The sequence below is a fragment of the Henriciella sp. genome (genome assembly GCF_029936995.1).
Classification (GTDB): domain Bacteria; phylum Pseudomonadota; class Alphaproteobacteria; order Caulobacterales; family Hyphomonadaceae; genus Henriciella.
Genome location: NZ_JAPYRE010000002.1, coordinates 268,122 through 284,736, shown reverse-complemented (window position 1 = coordinate 284,736; position 16,615 = coordinate 268,122). Strand labels below are relative to the sequence as shown.

18 protein-coding genes are annotated in these 16,615 nt (G+C 61.1%); 8 read left to right on the top strand and 10 right to left on the bottom strand.

Annotated features, from left to right (window positions below; translation table 11 throughout):
* The first annotated feature begins 6 nt into the window (after nucleotides 1-6).
* The gene (locus tag Q1K31_RS05625; protein WP_300377585.1) at nucleotides 7-501 is read left to right on the top strand and encodes an RNA pyrophosphohydrolase; all 495 of its coding nucleotides are present in this window, start codon (nucleotides 7-9) and stop codon (nucleotides 499-501) included.
* Nucleotides 502-540: 39 nt separating this feature from the next.
* Entirely contained in the window at nucleotides 541-1,317 is a 777-nt protein-coding gene (locus Q1K31_RS05620; RefSeq protein ID WP_300377583.1) for an alpha/beta fold hydrolase, read from the top strand.
* Nucleotides 1,318-1,326: 9 nt separating this feature from the next.
* Here Q1K31_RS05620 and Q1K31_RS05615 read toward each other — a convergent pair whose 3' ends face one another.
* Together Q1K31_RS05615 and Q1K31_RS05610 are read right to left on the bottom strand one after the other, a co-directional pair.
* Nucleotides 1,327-1,860, bottom strand: coding sequence for a phosphoribosyltransferase (locus tag Q1K31_RS05615; protein WP_300377581.1), 534 nt, complete (start codon nucleotides 1,858-1,860; stop codon nucleotides 1,327-1,329).
* Nucleotides 1,857-2,552 (bottom strand): MJ0042-type zinc finger domain-containing protein, encoded by a 696-nt coding sequence (locus Q1K31_RS05610; RefSeq protein ID WP_300377579.1) that lies wholly within the window; start codon nucleotides 2,550-2,552, stop codon nucleotides 1,857-1,859. The genes Q1K31_RS05615 and Q1K31_RS05610 overlap by 4 nt, the downstream gene beginning before the upstream one ends.
* A gap of 66 nt (nucleotides 2,553-2,618) precedes the next feature.
* Here Q1K31_RS05610 and ftsE point away from each other — a divergent pair, with 66 nt between their 5' ends.
* From ftsE to Q1K31_RS05595, 3 genes are read left to right on the top strand one after another with little or no spacing between them, the layout of a single operon-like run.
* Nucleotides 2,619-3,335 (top strand): cell division ATP-binding protein FtsE, encoded by a 717-nt coding sequence (ftsE, locus tag Q1K31_RS05605; RefSeq protein WP_300377577.1) that lies wholly within the window; start codon nucleotides 2,619-2,621, stop codon nucleotides 3,333-3,335.
* Nucleotides 3,332-4,201, top strand: coding sequence for a cell division protein FtsX (locus tag Q1K31_RS05600; protein WP_300377575.1), 870 nt, complete (start codon nucleotides 3,332-3,334; stop codon nucleotides 4,199-4,201). Before ftsE ends, Q1K31_RS05600 begins: the two co-directional genes overlap by 4 nt.
* The gene (locus Q1K31_RS05595; protein ID WP_300377573.1) at nucleotides 4,198-4,950 is read left to right on the top strand and encodes a 1-acyl-sn-glycerol-3-phosphate acyltransferase; all 753 of its coding nucleotides are present in this window, start codon (nucleotides 4,198-4,200) and stop codon (nucleotides 4,948-4,950) included. Before Q1K31_RS05600 ends, Q1K31_RS05595 begins: the two co-directional genes overlap by 4 nt.
* Here the strand turns inward: Q1K31_RS05595 and Q1K31_RS05590 are convergent, their stop codons facing one another.
* Nucleotides 4,951-5,553 (bottom strand): HD domain-containing protein, encoded by a 603-nt coding sequence (locus Q1K31_RS05590; RefSeq protein WP_300377571.1) that lies wholly within the window; start codon nucleotides 5,551-5,553, stop codon nucleotides 4,951-4,953. It abuts the gene before it with no gap.
* A gap of 146 nt (nucleotides 5,554-5,699) precedes the next feature.
* Here Q1K31_RS05590 and Q1K31_RS05585 point away from each other — a divergent pair, with 146 nt between their 5' ends.
* Together Q1K31_RS05585 and Q1K31_RS05580 are read left to right on the top strand one after the other, a co-directional pair.
* Nucleotides 5,700-6,353 carry a DNA-3-methyladenine glycosylase 2 family protein gene (locus Q1K31_RS05585; RefSeq protein WP_300377569.1) on the top strand — a complete coding sequence of 218 codons (654 nt, stop codon included), beginning with the start codon at nucleotides 5,700-5,702 and terminating at the stop codon, nucleotides 6,351-6,353.
* Between the two features lie 171 nt (nucleotides 6,354-6,524).
* A complete protein-coding gene (locus Q1K31_RS05580; protein ID WP_300377567.1) occupies nucleotides 6,525-7,088 on the top strand; it encodes an HNH endonuclease in 564 nt (187 codons plus the stop codon).
* Between the two features lie 74 nt (nucleotides 7,089-7,162).
* Here Q1K31_RS05580 and Q1K31_RS05575 read toward each other — a convergent pair whose 3' ends face one another.
* The 4 genes from Q1K31_RS05575 to Q1K31_RS05560 all read right to left on the bottom strand — a co-directional run bounded on the left by Q1K31_RS05575 (nucleotide 7,163) and on the right by Q1K31_RS05560 (nucleotide 9,384).
* Complete coding sequence (locus Q1K31_RS05575; protein ID WP_300377564.1) at nucleotides 7,163-7,795, bottom strand: hypothetical protein; 633 nt, start codon at nucleotides 7,793-7,795, stop codon at nucleotides 7,163-7,165.
* 201 nt (nucleotides 7,796-7,996) lie between these two features.
* A complete protein-coding gene (locus Q1K31_RS05570; RefSeq protein ID WP_300377562.1) occupies nucleotides 7,997-8,401 on the bottom strand; it encodes a hypothetical protein in 405 nt (134 codons plus the stop codon).
* A gap of 69 nt (nucleotides 8,402-8,470) precedes the next feature.
* A complete protein-coding gene (locus tag Q1K31_RS05565; protein ID WP_300377560.1) occupies nucleotides 8,471-8,839 on the bottom strand; it encodes a DUF6768 family protein in 369 nt (122 codons plus the stop codon).
* Nucleotides 8,836-9,384 (bottom strand): sigma-70 family RNA polymerase sigma factor, encoded by a 549-nt coding sequence (locus tag Q1K31_RS05560; RefSeq protein WP_300377558.1) that lies wholly within the window; start codon nucleotides 9,382-9,384, stop codon nucleotides 8,836-8,838. Before Q1K31_RS05560 ends, Q1K31_RS05565 begins: the two co-directional genes overlap by 4 nt.
* A 139-nt stretch (nucleotides 9,385-9,523) precedes the next feature.
* Between Q1K31_RS05560 and pyk the strand changes: the two genes are divergently transcribed.
* A complete protein-coding gene (gene pyk, locus Q1K31_RS05555) occupies nucleotides 9,524-10,927 on the top strand; it encodes a pyruvate kinase (protein WP_300377556.1) in 1,404 nt (467 codons plus the stop codon).
* Nucleotides 10,928-11,010: 83 nt separating this feature from the next.
* Here pyk and odhB read toward each other — a convergent pair whose 3' ends face one another.
* From odhB to sucD, 3 genes are all read right to left on the bottom strand, one after another.
* Nucleotides 11,011-12,582, bottom strand: a complete 1,572-nt coding sequence (odhB, locus tag Q1K31_RS05550; protein WP_300377555.1) for a 2-oxoglutarate dehydrogenase complex dihydrolipoyllysine-residue succinyltransferase — start codon at nucleotides 12,580-12,582, stop codon at nucleotides 11,011-11,013.
* A 28-nt stretch (nucleotides 12,583-12,610) separates the two neighbouring features.
* Nucleotides 12,611-15,619 carry a 2-oxoglutarate dehydrogenase E1 component gene (locus tag Q1K31_RS05545; RefSeq protein WP_300377554.1) on the bottom strand — a complete coding sequence of 1,003 codons (3,009 nt, stop codon included), beginning with the start codon at nucleotides 15,617-15,619 and terminating at the stop codon, nucleotides 12,611-12,613.
* 89 nt (nucleotides 15,620-15,708) lie between these two features.
* A complete protein-coding gene (gene sucD, locus Q1K31_RS05540; RefSeq protein ID WP_300377553.1) occupies nucleotides 15,709-16,611 on the bottom strand; it encodes a succinate--CoA ligase subunit alpha in 903 nt (300 codons plus the stop codon).
* Nucleotides 16,612-16,615 lie beyond the last annotated feature (4 nt).

Sequence of the window (16,615 nt, the reverse complement as noted above, 5' to 3'; positions counted from 1 at the left end):
GGGTGCGTGAGTACGACGACGACACGTGACCCGAGCCTTTACCGCCCCAATGTTGGCCTGGCCCTGTTCTCAGGGGCGGGCCATGTCTTTCTCGGCCGTCGCATCAATGGGCGCGGCGCTTTCCAGTGGCAGATGCCCCAGGGCGGAATTGACGATGGCGAGGAACCGGCAACCGCGGCCCTGCGTGAGCTGGAAGAAGAAGTGGGCGTGTCTTCCAAACTCGTCGAGATCATGGAAGAAACCGAAGACTGGTTGCACTATGATTTTCCAGCTGAGGTCAAACGGCGCATGCCCGGCGCCTTTATCGGCCAGCGGCAGAAATGGTTCGCCCTGCGCTTCAAGGGGTCCGACAGCGATATCAGGCTCGACAAGCATACACCCGAATTTGACGCCTGGCGCTGGGCCCGCCTGTCTGAAGCGCCCGGCCTGATCGTTCCCTTCAAGCGCCCAATCTATTCGGAAGTTGCCCAGCGCTTTGCAAAATGGTCGGACAAGGCCTGAAACGTGTAAACCGGGCAGATATTCTGAGGGGAGGCAGACATGGCGAAATCAATTCTCATGATCCACGGCGTCGGCTGTGGTGGTGAGGTCTGGAACAATATGCGAAGGCCGTTCGAGCAGAACGGATGGCACGTCGAGGCGCCGACCCTCTACCCCGATCAACGCACCATTGAAGACCCGCCTGAGTCCTTAAGCGACCTGCGCCTGTCGGACTATATCGAGCGCATGTCGGAAATGGCCCGGAAACTGGCATCCGAACATGGCGATAAACCGGTCGTCATGGGCCACTCCATGGGCGGGCTGATCGCACAGCACCTGGCCGCGCGCGGCGATGTGAAGGCCGCCATTTTCCTGACCCCAGCCCAGACCCCCGACTGTCAGGTTCAGGACCTGCGCCTGATGATCACGTTCTGGGCCATCCTCAAGAAAGGACAGAAGAAGATCCCCGAAGGCCGCTTCAAGGTTGGCCGGTTCGGTTTTGGATGGGGCGTCCTGAACGAAGTGCCGAAGGAGCGCCATGACGAGATCTACAGGCTGGCCCGGTATGATTCGGGCAAGGTCTATCTCGATCTCGCCGAGCCGGACCCCATTGATGAGAAATCCGTCCAGGTGCCAACCCTCACGATCGGGGCCAGGCGCGACCGAGCCACCCCGGTGAAGGCTGTGCGCAAGCTCGGCGAAAAATATGCCCACGCCGGCGTGCCCGGCGACTATCGCGAATATCCCGGCCATGCCCACTGGATCGTCGACGAGCCCGGCACGAATGATGTAAGTGCGGACATTCTCGACTGGCTGTCAAAGACAGTATCTGCCTGACCGGGCGGCCTAGTCCAGCGCACCGATATAGGGCAGCCCGCGATACTTCCCGGCATCGTCCATGCCATAGCCCACGAGAAACCGTCCGGGCGCATCGAAGGCATGGAAATCGACATCGGTCTCATCCGTCGGCGCCCAGGGCTTGCGGGCCAACGCAACAGTGATCACCTCCCGCGCGCCCTTTGTCAGCATGTGCGAGCGGGCAAAATCCAGTGTGCGCCCGGTATCGAACACATCATCTATCAGCAGCACACCACGGTCCTTGACCGGGCGGACAATATCGGCCCGCACGAGCACCCGGCCTGAACTTTCGCGCGCGTCGCGGTAACTCTCCAGCCAGAGCGCATCGAGGACAGGATGAACACCCCGCCGGGCAAGCGCCTTCATGAGATCGCTCGTGAATGGTGTGGCCCCGAGCAGGATGTTGATCGCGGTCCACTCTCCCGAGAGCCGCGGCGCCAGCCGGTCCGCCAGCTCCTCGACCCGTGCCATGAGGCTCGCCTCATCGAGGACGATATCGAATTCCTGGCTTTCACGGCTCATTCTGTCTCTCCGCCGGTCGCCATGTCGCTGCCCTTATCCCCTGCCGGGCCGGACTGCCGGTCATTGGAGAACTGCAGTTCGAGCTCGAACGCCTCAAAGGGCGGATTCTCAACCCTTGTGGAGAAGCTGGCCGTGCGGCCGGGCGGAATTCGCTCCGGCGTAATCGGCGCAAATGAAGCTCCGATGTATCCTCCAGTCTCGTCAAGCAGCATCACACGCACGAAAGGCGCTGCACGCTCCCGGCGGGAAATATTCTGCACCTGCCCTTCAATTTCCAGGACTGGTGTCGTCCCCTCGAAATACCGCTCGGCCTCGGTGTCGACGAACTCAAGCCCGTAGCGGTTCACGTCCAGCCCGGCAGCCCTGAACGCGGCTGCCGACTCCGGCCAGTACTCGACCACGCGGTCACGGAAAATGACCCCTGCGGCAACCGAGGCCCCGAAAATCGTGCCGACAATCAGCCAGGCCATGACCGCCGCTGACCGGCTGGCCTTGCGGCGGCGTTCGCGAACCTTGTCCCTGTAAGCCTCGTGCGCGCCGGCCCGTGGCGCAGAGGCATGATTTGTTTCACCTTTCGGGCTGACAAACCAGGCATGACTGCAGGCCGCGCACTTCACCGTACGCCCCGATTCGCCGATAGTGGCGTCATCGGCGAAATATTGTGTCTCGCAACTGGGACAGGTGAGGATCATGTCTTGGACAATCGCGCAATTCGCTGAAATAGTCGATCACGTCCTTGCAGGATTGAAAGCACCTTCATGAATCGTTTCGTGCCAGATATGTCTGATGAGCCATCCGTCGAACTGAACGGGGTTTCATTACACTATGACACCTCCGATGAAATCCTCACCGACATCAATGTCCGCCTGAAACCTGGCAGCTTCACCTTTCTGACCGGCGCGTCGGGGGCCGGCAAGTCCTCGCTTCTGAAGCTGCTTTATCTGGCGCACGCCCCGAGCCAGGGGGAGGTGCGCCTTTTCGGCCTGCCGACGATGACGCTGTCACGCAAGCAGCTTTCCGCCCTGCGCCGCCGGATCGGCGTGGTTTTCCAGGATTTCCGCCTCCTGGAACACCTGAGCGCTTTCGAGAATGTCGCCCTGCCACTGCGGGTCTCCGGCAAGAAGGAAGAGACCTATCGCGAAGAGGTGGTCGACCTTCTGCGCTGGGTCGGCCTTGGCGAGCGCATTCACGCCCTCCCGCCCGCCATGTCCGGCGGGGAACAGCAACGCCTCTCCATTGCGCGCGCGCTGATCAATAAACCCGATCTGCTGATCGCCGATGAACCGACCGGCAATGTCGACCCTGAAATGGGGCGGCGCATCTTCCGCCTGTTTGTCGAACTCAACCGGCGACTTAACACCACGATCATCATTGCCACCCATGACCTTGGACTGATCCGCGAATTCGATGCGCCGGTCCTGCAACTGCAGAATGGCCTGATGGTGCATGGCCATGAGGAGCAAGCCGCCAGATGAGTAAGCCGACACCGCTCCTGCCGGAAAGCGACGCCCGCGAGGCGGCCCTGTTCTTCGTGGTCGCCGCGCTCTGCTTTCTCGCTGTGCTGGCCACGCTGACGGCACGCGGCACCTACACTGCCGCCGAAGCCTGGTCTGCCCAGGTCGAGGGCCAGATGACGGTTCGCGTGGAGAATACGGACCGCCGGGGCGCTGAAGAGGCCGCCACAGCCGTGCGCGATCTTGAGGGGATCAAGTCTGCAAGTGTGCTGAGTGAGGAAGAGCTGGACCGGCTACTCACGCCGAGCTTCGGGCCGGGCGGCGTACCGGACGGGGTTCCCCTCCCGATGCTCATTGCCGTGGAGACGACACTGCAATCACCTGCAACACCTGACGATATCAACAAAGTGCTCGAAGAGGCAGGCTTTACAGCCGTCACCGAAGCCCACGCCGATTACGCCGCTGAGGCCCGCCGCGCGCTCGGTACGCTTCGCATCGCCGCCATCGGCGTTGTCGTGCTTCTTGCGGCCACGGCCATTGCCGTCATCGCATTTGCGACACACGCCGCCCTGCTTGCCCGCAAGGATATCGTCGACGTCCTCCACCTTGCTGGCGCAGAGGACAGCTTCATCGCCCGCCTTTTCGAGCGGCGCTTCTGGACATTAGGGCTCAAGGCTGGCGCAGCCGGCTCGGTCGCAGCCCTGGCGGTCACGGCGATGGTCATCTTCTCCGCCCAGAGTGCCGGGGCGCGCAGCCAGCTCCTGCCGCAGCTCTCGCTCGATTTCTGGGATTTTGCCATCCTGGCCATCACCCCTGTCGCGGCCGGGCTGGCCGCCCGTGTCGCCGCAGGGGGCACCGTCAATCACTCGCTGAAGGCTGTCTTGTGAACACAATACGCTCCTTCATTTTCATCGTCTGGCTTTATGGCGGCATGGCGGTCATCGGCGTTGCCGCGCTACCGACGATGCTCCTGCCCCGGCGTGTCGCCATAGGCGCGATCGGCTTCTATGCCCAGTATGTCCGTCTGGGCCTTCGGGTGATCTGCGGCATCCGGGTCGAGCTGCGCGGGCAGGAGCACATCCCCGATGGCCCGCTCATCATCGCAGGCAAGCACCAGGCCATGCTGGACGTGTTCATCCCCTTCATCCTGTTTCGCGACCCCGCCGTGATCATGAAGCGCGAACTACTCTGGTATCCAGCGCTCGGCTGGTATGCCCTGAAGACCAAAATGATCCCAATTGACCGGGCCGGTACGACACGCACGCTGAAACGCATGGTCAATGAAGCAAGACTGCGCGCCGCAAACGGGCGCCAGATCCTGATCTATCCCGAGGGCACACGCGCGCAACCCGGTGCCCCGGGCGACTACAAGTCCGCAGGGCTATCTGCGCTTTACAACGCGATTGATGTCCCGGTCCTGCCCCTGGCGACCAATTCCGGGCTGTGCTGGAAAGCACGCGGCATTACGCGGCGCCCCGGCCTTGTTGTCTACGAGGCGCTGCCCCCGATACCGGGGCAGCTGGCGCGCAAGGAGATGAATGCGCGCCTTCAGGAAGAACTGGAAGAAGCTTCCGCGCGCCTTCTCGACGAGGGGCTCGCCGCGCAGGGCCGCACCAGAAGCGACCTTTCGGCATAATCAGGCTGACGGGTCTTTCTTGCGCAGATACATCGAGTTTTTCGGTTTCGAGAAGACACGCTCGACCATCGGCTCGAAGAATTCCAGCGGCTCACTCTCATAGTCCGGATCGAAGGCAGCCTGGTCATACTTGTGACAGAACTCAGCGCAGCGCTGATAGTGCGGGCTGTCCTTGAACTTTTCACGCATATTCTTGTCGAGGCCAAGATACTCGAAGAAATAATAGCCTTGGAAAGCGCCGTGATTGGCGACCATCCAGAGGTTTTCCTCGGATACGAAAGGCTTGAGGATCGCTGCCGCGACATCGGGATGGTTCATGCTGCCCAGCGTGTCGCCTATATCGTGCAACAGCGCGCAGACGACATATTCCTCATCCCGCCCATCGCGGTGGGCCCGCGTCGCGGTCTGTAGAGAATGCTCAAGACGGTCGACAGGGAACCCGCCATAGTCGCCGTCCAGAAGCCGCAAATGGTCAAGCACGCGCTTGGCGAGGCCCTTGTTGAAGATGCGCGAATGTTCCGCGATAATGTTCCAGTCTTCCTGGGTGCCTTCCATCATCTCGCGGAACTGGGCGCGTTCGCCCGCCACTGATCCGTCTGCCATGTGATCCTCCCTTGTGTTCTTCCCCCTAGAATACGCCTGTGGCCTTTATGTGCAATGTCTGGCGGCGTCCGGTCCGGCGATTTCTCCTCGAAACGCCCGCCCGAAGAAAGACTTGAAGCCCCGCACGCCACGCGCGATGACAAGGCATGACGCAACCACCCGGTCCAGACGAACTTCTTGATGCCTGCAACTGGCTGTCCCAAAGAGACGCCGCCCTGGCCCGGGCGTTTACGGCATATGGCGTGCCTGACTGGCGTTCCGGCACGCCGGATTATGCCGTCATCGCGCGGATGATCGCCTTCCAGCAGATCACCACCAAGGCCGCCCGCTCGATCTGGAGCCGTGTTGAAACTGAACTCGGCACGGTCTCTACGCAATCTGTCCTGGCAGCCAGCGAGGAGACGCTGCGAGGCTGCGGGCTCTCGCGTCCCAAGATCCGCCACCTGCGCTCAATCGCCGAAGCCGTGGAATCCGGCGCGCTGGACCTTGTCCGCGTTCACACCGCCGACATGGATGCCGCCCGCAAGGAACTGGTCGCCGTGAAAGGCATCGGCCCGTGGACAGCTGACCTGTTCCTTCTCAATTGTGGCCGGCTTGATGCTTTTCCCGCAGGGGATGTGGGGCTCATGGAGGCCTACCGCCTGCTCAGTGACGCCGAGGTCAGGCACGAATCAAGGGATTTCACGGCCCTTGCTGATAGCTGGCGGCCCTATCGCGGTGTCGCCGCGCACCTGCTCTGGGCCTGGATCAATGCCGAGCGCGCCAAGGCCTACGCCGCTGACGGTGGCGGCTCCGCCTGATCCGGCTAAGCCGGCATGTCGCGACGAAAGTTACGACAAAGGCTAGCCAAAGCCCGAAACTGTCATAAACTCGTATTCGGGAATCATTATTGATAACCCCGAATCGATGGAGGTGCGTGTTCACTAACTCGGCGCAAAAACCATTGAGCAGGACACTTGGAGGCTGCACCGATGCCTGAAGTCCTGACATGCCCTCCCCAGGGCCGGCCTGCACTTGTTTTGAACGCGGACTTTCGCCCGCTCTCCTACTATCCACTTTCACTCTGGCCGTGGCAGGATGTCGTAAAGGCCGTTTTCCTCGACCGGGTCGACATCATCGCGGAATACGACACCGTTGTGCGCAGTCCGAGCTTCGAGATGCGGCTGCCTTCTGTCATCGCCTTGCGCGAATTCGTGCATCAGGACCGGTCGCCCGCCTTCACCCGTTTCAACGTCTTCCTGCGCGATGGCTTCCAGTGTGTCTATTGTGGCGCTCGCGAGGAACTGACCTTCGATCATGTGGTGCCGCGCTCGAAGGGTGGGCGCACGAGCTGGACGAACATTGCAACAGCCTGTTCGCCCTGTAACCTCAAGAAGGGCGGGCGCCTGCTCAAGGAATCCGGGCTGTCTCTCAGCCGCACACCTGAACGGCCTTCCAATCACCAGCTTCAGCAGGTCGGCCGGCGGTTTCCGCCCAACCACCTGCATGAAACCTGGATGGATTACCTCTACTGGGATGTGGAGCTGGAAGCCTGAACCGCCCGTACCCCAACATGAAAAGCCCCGCAGCTTGAAGAGCTACGGGGCTGTTCTCGCAATGAGAAGCGTTTCTAATAACGGGTTTCCGCTTCGGTTTCGAGCGAACTGGATGCGCCGACAGATGCATCGCCCGTTGCTTTCCTGACCTGTCCGGCGGCATAGGCATTAAGCTCTTCAGTGTCGAGACTATCCACCCTGGCTGATACGTCGCCATTGGCCATCGTGGTCCGGTCGCGATACTGGGCCGTGGCATCTGCACGGCTTTCTGTATATGCGCCACCTTCAGCACTTTGTTGCACAGCTCTGGCATCAAGGCCGGTGTTTGCTTCACCGGCGAGAGATGCGCCAGTATCTGCGCCCCGGTTGAGGGTCGCGCCGGTATTTACATCCGTGCGCGTATCAAGCCGGGCACCTGCTGCGGTATCCTGCTCGTTCTCATAATTCCCGTCGACACGGGCATTTGCATTAACGCCAGCATTCACATCGGCGTCAGACTCCCACTCAGCAGCGGCGTCCGCATTGTTTTCGACACCCGTACGAATGTCGGAACGGACCTGCGTACCGGTTTCCGCAGCTGTCTCACCAATATCGGTGGCGATGTCTGTATCAGTCGTAACGCCTGCGTCGCCGCCGACAAGCTGGGCTGTGGCCGGCATTGCGGCGAATGCGATCGCTGTCGTGGCCGTAAGAAGTGTGCGTTTCATTGCAATCTCCTTTCCAGGTGTTGCTTACCTTTAATAACGGATGCTGCCACAGGGTGTTCCTTTGGGCCTGTTACCTTTGCCTGACGTTTCCCTCGCGCTTTCGCGCTCCAGGCACACGAAAAGCCCCGCGGGCCGCCAAGGCCGCGCGGGGCTTCCGGAACGAGGGATCAGCCTGTAGGCCGATCCTTGTCCAACTCATTATTATTGAGGCGTTTCAGTATCGACGCTCACATCTGTGTCGCTTTCACCCTCAACAGAAACGTCTGTATCCGGAGTTTCAGCGTCCGGCGTATCTATCTGAACATCAACGTCAGAACCGGTGTTGAGTTCGGAATCGGCAGCCGCATCTTCTTCACTCTCGTGATAGTTTCCACCGATGCCTGCTTCAGAATTTGCGGCAGAATCGATATCGCTGTCGAGCTGTGCGTCGTCGCTCTTCTGAACGTCGGTCTCGACTTCTGTCGTTACGTCTGCGGCCGTATCGGCAGTATCCGTGGTGACTTCAGTTTCAGCGGTCACACCGGCATCACCATCGACAAGCTGCGCGACGGCAGGCGTTGCGGCAAAGGCCAGTGCTGCGGTAGCGGTAAGCAGTGTGCGTTTCATGGCAGTCTCCTTTCGCGTCTGCTGGACAAACAAACGACCGCTCTCCTGAACCCGTTCCTGAAACCAGAATTAAAACGTGTTCAGTTGCGACACTTTTAGCTCTAACCGCTTGATTTCCTTGAGAGTTACGAGATGATTCATCCGCAGCCAGAACCAGATCTTTATCATACCGACCGCAAACCAGGCCCCCAGGGCTCCACCCGTCCACACGACCGCTTCCTGCGCATTTGCACTTACCGAAGCCTGCCATAGCGCCCAGATCGAGCCGAAGAAGAAGATCAGGCTCAATGCAACCGCAAAGGCCGTCCAGAACTTCATCGAGCCGGTGAATGTGGCGCCAAGTTGCGCAAACAGGCCGGGCTCATCCTCAAGTCGCGCAAGAAACGCCTCATCCTCTTCGCTCAGACCAGTGTGCAGCCTTTTTTCCATCTCCGTCATTTCTCGTCTCCTTGTAGAGCCGCCTTCAGCTGGCGGCGGGCATGAAAGATACGCGACTTGGCTGTTCCCGTTGGAACGCCGGTCGCAATAGCTATTTCCGACAGGGTCAGACCCTCGTGGAAAAACAGGATGGCAGCGACGCGGTGATCATGGCTGAGCCGGTCCAGCGCCTGACTGATTGCCATGCGCACTTCGGAGTCTGCGGCCGCCCTGTCCGTTTCACAGCCGTTCAGGTCTGTTTGCCGGGCGCGCCCTCCCTGTTCATGACGTATGCGGTCTGCACACTTGTGATGCAGGATCGAGAAGGCCCAGGCCGGAAACTTCCGGGCATCTGCGAGCCCTACCCAGCCACGGCAAATTCCGGTCCAGGCCTCCTGAACGGCTTCACGCGCCTGGTCGTCATCGCGGAGCAGACGCCGGGCCGTGCGCAGCAGGCGCGGGTACCATCTCGCCGCAAGACGTTCGGCAGCCGCGCGGTCACCAGTTCGCACCAGCGTGACAAGCAGCTCGTCATAAATGCGGCCCGGATCATTCGTCATGGCCATTCGGGCCTTTCCTCAACAATATCACGATAGTCGCCCCAGACCGGCAAAAGGTTCAATCAAGAAAAATGTTAGCGCTCTCTTTTTGTCTGCCGTGAATTCCGCTAGAAATTAAGCTAATAGCCGAGGAGAGTGTCTGGTGATGTCACGACTTTCCCGCCTGCGCGGGCGCAATGCCAAGATTGTCGCCACACTCGGCCCCGGCAGCCGGGCCCCGCGCACGGTCCAGCTGCTTGCCGAAGCCGGTGCCGACATATTCCGGCTGAACTTCAGCCACGGCAGCCATGAAGATCATCGCCGCTCGCTGGAGGCGGTCCGCATGGCGGAAAAGGCACTTGGCCGTCCTCTGGCCGTACTTGCAGATCTTCAGGGACCAAAGGTGCGTGTCGGCACATTTGCGGGCGGCAAGCTGAAACTCGATTTCGACGGCGAGTACACCCTCATCGCACGGGAAGAAACTGACGCGCCGCGCAACATACCTGTTCCGCACCCGGAAATCCTGGAGGCCCTCGAAACCGGGGACCGCGTGCTCTGCAATGACGGGATGATCGCCCTTACTGTGACGCAAGCCGGCGCCACACCGAAAGTAAAATCCGATTTCCCGGCCGAGCTGTCTGACAGGAAGGGCTTCACCGTGCAGGGCAAGGCACTGCCCGTCAGCGCGCTCACCGGGAAAGACCGTGAGGATCTCGCCTGTGCGCTTGAACTTGGCGCAGACCTTATCGCCCTCAGCTTTGTGCAATCGGTCGAGGATGTCGAGACGGTTCAGGCCCTTATAGCCGGGCGGGCCCCGCTGATTGCCAAACTCGAGAAACCGGCCGCCATCAATAATCTCGCGGCCATCGTTGACGCTGCCGACGGCGTGATGGTCGCGCGCGGAGACCTTGGCGTCGAATATCCGGCCGAGCAGGTGCCCATCATCCAGCGCCGCATTGTACGCACGGCGCGCGCAAAAGGCCGGCCCGTCATCGTCGCCACCCAGATGCTGGAATCCATGATCGACAACGCCGCGCCGACACGGGCGGAAACAGGCGATGTCGCCACCGCCATCTATCAGGGCGTGGACGCCGTCATGCTGTCGGCAGAAACAGCGATCGGCCGGCATCCAGCAACCGCCGTCGCCATCATGGGCCGGATCATCCATGCCACCGAGGCCGCCGAGGATTATCGCGACTCCCTGAAACAGTTCATGGGCGATCGCAGCCTTGAGCTGACGATTGATGTCGTTGCCCGCGCCGCCCAGTCACTCGCCTATGCCGAACACGCCTCGGCCCTCGCCCTGCGGACCGGTTCGGCCCGGCGGCTCACACAGTTTTCCAAGCATCGCGGACGCCACCTGATCCTTTATGGCTCTGCGGATGAAGCGCGCCTGCGCGCGGCACAACTGCTCTGGGGCGTCCATCCCATTCACGTGGCGGATATCGAACATGATGACTGGCCCGTCACACTGCTGCGGACCGCCGGGCTTGATGGAGCCGTCGCCTATGCCGCCTGGAAAGGCGACAATGACGAGGCCGCCTGGGAACTGGGGATAAGGCGGCCCTGAAGGACAAACGCTCGGGACATATGAAAAAGCCTCCCCGCAACATATGTGCAGGGAGGCTTCATTCGATCATCTGAGTACTGGCCTTAAAGGTCCAGGATCATCCGTTCTGGGTCTTCCAGGGCTTCCTTGATGCGCACGAGGAAGGTGACGGCTTCCTTGCCGTCGACAATGCGGTGGTCATAGGACAGTGCCAGGTACATCATCGGGCGGATTTTCACCTCGCCATTGATGGCCACGGGGCGCTGTTCAATGCGGTGCATGCCGAGCACGCCCGATTGCGGAGGGTTGAGGATCGGCGTCGACATCAGCGAGCCATAGACCCCGCCATTCGTGATCGTGAACGTACCGCCCTGCATGTCACCTATCGACAGCGAGCCGTCGCGTGCCTTCTTGCCAAGGTCGCCAATGCCCTTCTCGATTCCGGCAATGGAAAGCTCGTCACAGTCGCGCACGACCGGCACGACAAGGCCACGGTCTGTGCCGACCGCGATGCCAAGATCGTAATAGTTCTTGTAGATGATGTCGGAGCCATCGATCTCCGCATTGACCGCAGGCAGCTCCTTCAGCGCGTTGACGCAGGCTTTCACGAAAAAGCCCATGAAGCCGAGTTTCACGCCGTGCTTGTCGAGGAAGGCATCCTTGTAGCGCGACCGCAGGTCCATCACCGCCGACATGTCCACATCGTTGAACGTGGTCAGCATGGCAGCCGTGTCCTGGGCCTCTTTCAGGCGCCGGGCGATGGTCTGGCGCAGGCGGGTCATCTTGACCCGCTCTTCGCGCGGACCAATTTCACGCTGCGGCGTGGATGCCTCCGGCTGGCTGGCCGCGCCCTTGCCCGATTCAGCAGCCTTGTTCACGTAGTCCAGTGCATCGGCCTTGGTCGCGCGGCCGTCCCGGCCCGTGCCCGGAATATCCTTCGGGTCGACACCGCCCTCGCTCGCGACGCGGCGCACCGATGGTGACACCGGGCGGTCTTCCGCGGTGGATGCTGCGGGCTTGTCTTCGCTCTTTGCAGAAGGCTTGTCTTCGGTGAGGTCCGGCTTGGACGGGGTCGAAGCCTTGCCACCGCCAGCGCCTTCGCTGATCCGCGCGATCACCATGCCCGGCTCGACCGTATCGCCCTCGCTGACCAGCCATTCGGAAATCGTACCATCTGCCGTGGCCGGCACTTCAAGCGCCACCTTGTCGGTTTCGATCTCGGCAATCGTCTCATCCTTGGAAACGCTGTCGCCAGCCTTCTTCAGGAATTCGCCGATGGTGCCCTCGGTCACGCTTTCACCCATGGACGGCACGGTCACGTCGACACTCTCACCGCCTCCAGAGGCGGCTTGCGCCTTGTCTTCCTTTTCCGGAGCCTCGTCTTTCTTTGGCTCGGACGGCTTGTCAGACTTTGCCTCCTCCTTGGCGGAAGCTGCAGCCCCTTCCTCGCCAAGGCGGCCAAGCACGGCGCCAATCTCGACCGTGTCACCCTCATTGGCGACAATCTCCGACAGTGTGCCATCTGCCGTTGCGGCAACCTCTACAGACACCTTGTCGGTCTCGAGCTCGACAAGGACTTCGTCCTTCGAGACCGCGTCGCCCGCCTTCTTCAGCCACTGGCCGACGGTCGCCTCGGTGACGCTCTCGCCAAGCTGGGGCACGATAATGTCAGTCATGTCTTGTCCGTTTCGTTCGTTGTTCGGGTCAGGCGGAAACGATGCTGTCTTCTACCGGCTGGTCTCCCAGCGCGGCAGCGATCAGGGCATCCCGCTCTTTCTTGTGTTGTGACAGAAGGCCGGTGGCCGTGGCCGCAGAAGGCGGACGACCGGCATATTTCGGGCGCGGATGCTCTGCACCAACCTGGTTACAGGCCCACTCGATCTCGTCGCGCATGAATGTCCAGCCGCCCATATTGCGTGGCTCTTCCTGGCACCAGACCATCTCGGCCTGCGTGAAGCGCTTCAGCTCCTGCATGATCGATTTGCGCGGCACCGGATAGAACTGCTCGATCCGCAGGAGATAGATGTCGTCGACACCCTTTTCCTCACGCGCTTCGAAGAGATCGTAATAGACCTTGCCCGAGCACAGAACGACGCGGCGGATCTTGTTGTCCTTGGCGAGTTTCACCTTGCCTTCCCGGCCCGGCGTCTCCGCATCATCCCAGAGCACGCGGTGGAAAGAGGACTTGGTGTTGAACTCATCAATTGGCGAGGTCGCCAGCTTGTGCCGCAGAAGCGACTTGGGCGTCATGATGATCAGCGGCTTGCGGAAATCACGGTGAATCTGGCGGCGCAGCGCGTGGAAGTAGTTGGCTGGCGTCGTCAGGTTGCAGACCTGCATATTGTCTTCCGCGCACATCTGGAGGAAACGCTCCAGCCGCGCCGAAGAGTGTTCCGGCCCCTGGCCTTCATAGGCGTGCGGCAGCAGGCAGACGAGGCCCGACATACGCAGCCATTTGCGCTCGGCAGACGAAATGAACTGGTCGAAGTAGACCTGTGCGCCGTTATAAAAATCACCGAACTGGGCTTCCCAGAGCACGAGCGCATTCGGATCGGCCAGCGAGTAGCCATACTCATATCCGACGACAGCCTCTTCCGAGAGCAGCGAGTCGATCACCTCATAATGCGCCTGGCCTTCGCCGATATTGTTCAGCGGCGTATAGCGTTCACCGCTTTTCTGGTCGATGAAATGACTGTGGCGCTGGGAGAATGTCCCGCGGCCCGAATCCTGCCCTGACAGACGCACCGGGAAGCCTTCCTCCAAGAGCGTTGCGAAGGCAAGATGTTCCGCCGTTGCCCAGTCGATCCCGTTACCGGACGTGATCGCGTCACGGCGGGCATCGATCACGCGCTTCAGCGTCTTGTGCACATTCACGCCCTCGGGAATGGTTGTGATGGCCTCGCCGATCTCGGTCAGTTTCTTCTTACTCACACCGGTCTTGCCGCGGCGTTCATCATCTTCCGGCAGGCCCAGCCCGGCCCACTCACCGTCCAGCCAGTCGGCCTTCTCGGTCACAAGGTCCTTGCCCTCGTCGAACGCCTTGTCGAGGAAATCCTCGAAGTCCTTGACCTGCTGCTTGACCTCATCGGCGGTCACGAGCCCCTCTTCGACCAGCCGCTTGGCATAGATCTCGCGGGTGGACTCATGGCCCTTGATCTTGTCGTACATGACCGGCTGGGTGAACATCGGCTCGTCACCCTCATTGTGGCCGAACCGGCGATAGCAGAACATGTCGATAACGACGTCCTTGCCGAATTTCTGCCGGTACTCGATGGCCACCTTGGCAACATAGGTCACCGCTTCCGGGTCGTCCCCGTTCACATGGAAGATCGGCGCCTGCACCATCAGCGCAACGTCCGAGGGATAAGGCGATGAGCGCGAATAGATCGGGCTGGTCGTAAAGCCGATCTGGTTGTTGACGATGAAATGGACCGTGCCGCCAGTACGATAGCCGGCCAGCCCCGACAGCGCGAAACATTCAGACACCACGCCCTGCCCGGCAAATGAGGCATCGCCATGCAGCAGAAGCGGCAGCTTGCGTGAACGTTCCAGCTGGCCTGTCTCTTCCGCCTCCATCGCCTGTTTGGCGCGTGTGCGGCCCAGCACCACCGGATTGACCGCCTCCAGGTGAGACGGGTTGGCGTTCATGGTCAGGTGGACATCATTGCCATCGAAGCTGCGGTCCGACGATGCGCCGAGGTGATACTTCACATCCCCGGAGCCGAAGCCTTCCGCGCCCTGTGTCGAGCCGCCCTGGAATTCGTGGAAGATCTTCTCATACGGCTTGCCCATGACGGCCGCCAGCATGTTGAGGCGTCCACGGTGGGGCATGCCCACGACGATCTCGTTGACGCCGAGCGCGCCGCCGCGCTTGATGATCTGCTCCAGTGCAGGCACGGCCGCCTCACCCCCATCCAGGCCGAAGCGCTTGGTGCCCGGATAACGCCGGTGCAGGAAGCGTTCGAAGGTTTCAGCCTCGATCAGCTTGGCGAGGATTGCCTTCTTGCCGCGTGCGGTAAACTCGACGCCCTTGTCAGGGCCCTCGATCCGCTCCTGCAGCCAGGTCTTCTCTTCCGGATTCGAAATGTGCTGGAACTCGATCCCGATGGTCGAGCAATAGGTCCGCTTCAGGATCTCGACCATTTCCGGAATGGTCGCATAGTCGAGGCCGAGATAGCCGTCGATGAAGATCGCCCGGTCCATGTCGTCCGTGCTGAAGCCATAGCTTTCCGGCTCAAGCTCGGGATGCTCTTCCTTGCTGTCCATGGACAGCGGGTCGAGATCGGCCGCCAGATGGCCCCGCACCCGATAGGCACGGATCATCATCAGGGCACGGATCGAGTCTTTCACCGCAACCTCAAGGTCGGCCTCCGACGCTGCCGGCTTGTCGGACTTGATCTTGTCCTTGAGCTTCGGCTCGATCAGCGCCCAGTTGCCATCGAATGCCGCAACCTGGTCGGCATCTGCCGGCACTGGCCAGCTTTCACGCTTCCAGCTTGCGCCTTCGGCATTACGCGATGCTGCCTCTCCGCCATCGCCAAGCTCGCGGAAGAAATCCCGCCAGCTTTCGGGCACGGAATTCGGGTCGCGCGCATAGGCGGCCTGCATCTTCTCGATCCAGACCGCGCTGCCGCCATAGAGAAACGCGGTATCCAGCATGGCGCTGTTCCGCATGCCGCGCTTGCCCGTTACCGGGGATCCATCATCTGCCATATCTGCACCGTCCTCAAACCTCATCTGGACGGCCCGGCGGGGTCTTCAAGGGCCTCGTCTGACCGCCATCCGGATCATATGATCCGGGATTATCCTTTAAGAACCTCTACCATGGTATCGCCGAGCCGCGCAGGGCTGGGTGACACCTTGATTCCAGCTTCTTCCATGGCCGCAATCTTGGACGGCGCGTCGCCCTTGCCGCCAGAGACGATGGCACCGGCATGGCCCATGGTGCGGCCTGGCGGTGCGGTACGGCCCGCGATGAAGCCGACCATCGGTTTCTTGCGGCCCTTCTTGGCCTCGTCCTTCAGGAACTGCGCGGCCTCTTCTTCCGCAGAGCCGCCGATCTCACCGATCATGATGATCGACTTCGTGTCGTCGTCAGCGAGGAACATCTCCAGCACGTCGATGAAGTTCGTTCCGTTGACCGGGTCGCCGCCAATGCCGACCGCCGTGGTCTGGCCAAGGCCGGCCATGGAAGTCTGGTAGACAGCTTCATAAGTGAGCGTGCCCGAACGGGACACCACGCCCACAGAACCCTTCTCGAAAATCTTGCCCGGCATGATGCCGATCTTGCAGGCTTCCGGTGTCAGGACGCCGGGGCAGTTCGGCCCGATCAGGCGCGAATTGGACTTTTCCAGCTTCGCCTTGACGCGCACCATGTCCATGACCGGCACACCTTCGGTGATGCAGGTGATGAGCTCGATGCCCGCATCGATGGCTTCCTCGATGGCGGCGGCTGCACCGGCTGGCGGGACATAGATGACAGATGCATTCGCGCCTGTCGCCTCTTTCGCCTCGCCGGCGCTCGCATAGATCGGCAGTTCGGCGCCGTTGTCGGCGGTCCATTTCTGGCCCGCTTTCTTGGGGTGCGTGCCCGCGACCATCTTGGTGCCGAAATATTCCAGCGCCTGGTTGGTATGGAATGAGCCGGTATTGCCGGTCAGACCCTGCACGATGACTTTGGTATTGGAGTCGATAAGGATGGACATGAAT

Coding starts and splice junctions, on each gene's coding strand:
- Q1K31_RS05620 (WP_300377583.1), top strand. CDS start 541: ATGGCGAAATCAATTCTCATGATCCACGGCGTCGGCTGTGGTGGTGAG.
- Q1K31_RS05615 (WP_300377581.1), bottom strand. CDS start 1,860: ATGAGCCGTGAAAGCCAGGAATTCGATATCGTCCTCGATGAGGCGAGC.
- Q1K31_RS05610 (WP_300377579.1), bottom strand. CDS start 2,552: ATGATCCTCACCTGTCCCAGTTGCGAGACACAATATTTCGCCGATGAC.
- ftsE (WP_300377577.1), top strand. CDS start 2,619: ATGAATCGTTTCGTGCCAGATATGTCTGATGAGCCATCCGTCGAACTG.
- Q1K31_RS05600 (WP_300377575.1), top strand. CDS start 3,332: ATGAGTAAGCCGACACCGCTCCTGCCGGAAAGCGACGCCCGCGAGGCG.
- Q1K31_RS05590 (WP_300377571.1), bottom strand. CDS start 5,553: ATGGCAGACGGATCAGTGGCGGGCGAACGCGCCCAGTTCCGCGAGATG.
- Q1K31_RS05585 (WP_300377569.1), top strand. CDS start 5,700: ATGACGCAACCACCCGGTCCAGACGAACTTCTTGATGCCTGCAACTGG.
- Q1K31_RS05580 (WP_300377567.1), top strand. CDS start 6,525: ATGCCTGAAGTCCTGACATGCCCTCCCCAGGGCCGGCCTGCACTTGTT.
- Q1K31_RS05575 (WP_300377564.1), bottom strand. CDS start 7,795: ATGAAACGCACACTTCTTACGGCCACGACAGCGATCGCATTCGCCGCA.
- Q1K31_RS05570 (WP_300377562.1), bottom strand. CDS start 8,401: ATGAAACGCACACTGCTTACCGCTACCGCAGCACTGGCCTTTGCCGCA.
- Q1K31_RS05565 (WP_300377560.1), bottom strand. CDS start 8,839: ATGACGGAGATGGAAAAAAGGCTGCACACTGGTCTGAGCGAAGAGGAT.
- Q1K31_RS05560 (WP_300377558.1), bottom strand. CDS start 9,384: ATGGCCATGACGAATGATCCGGGCCGCATTTATGACGAGCTGCTTGTC.
- pyk (WP_300377556.1), top strand. CDS start 9,524: ATGTCACGACTTTCCCGCCTGCGCGGGCGCAATGCCAAGATTGTCGCC.
- odhB (WP_300377555.1), bottom strand. CDS start 12,582: ATGACTGACATTATCGTGCCCCAGCTTGGCGAGAGCGTCACCGAGGCG.
- Q1K31_RS05545 (WP_300377554.1), bottom strand. CDS start 15,619: ATGGCAGATGATGGATCCCCGGTAACGGGCAAGCGCGGCATGCGGAAC.
- sucD (WP_300377553.1), bottom strand. CDS start 16,611: ATGTCCATCCTTATCGACTCCAATACCAAAGTCATCGTGCAGGGTCTG.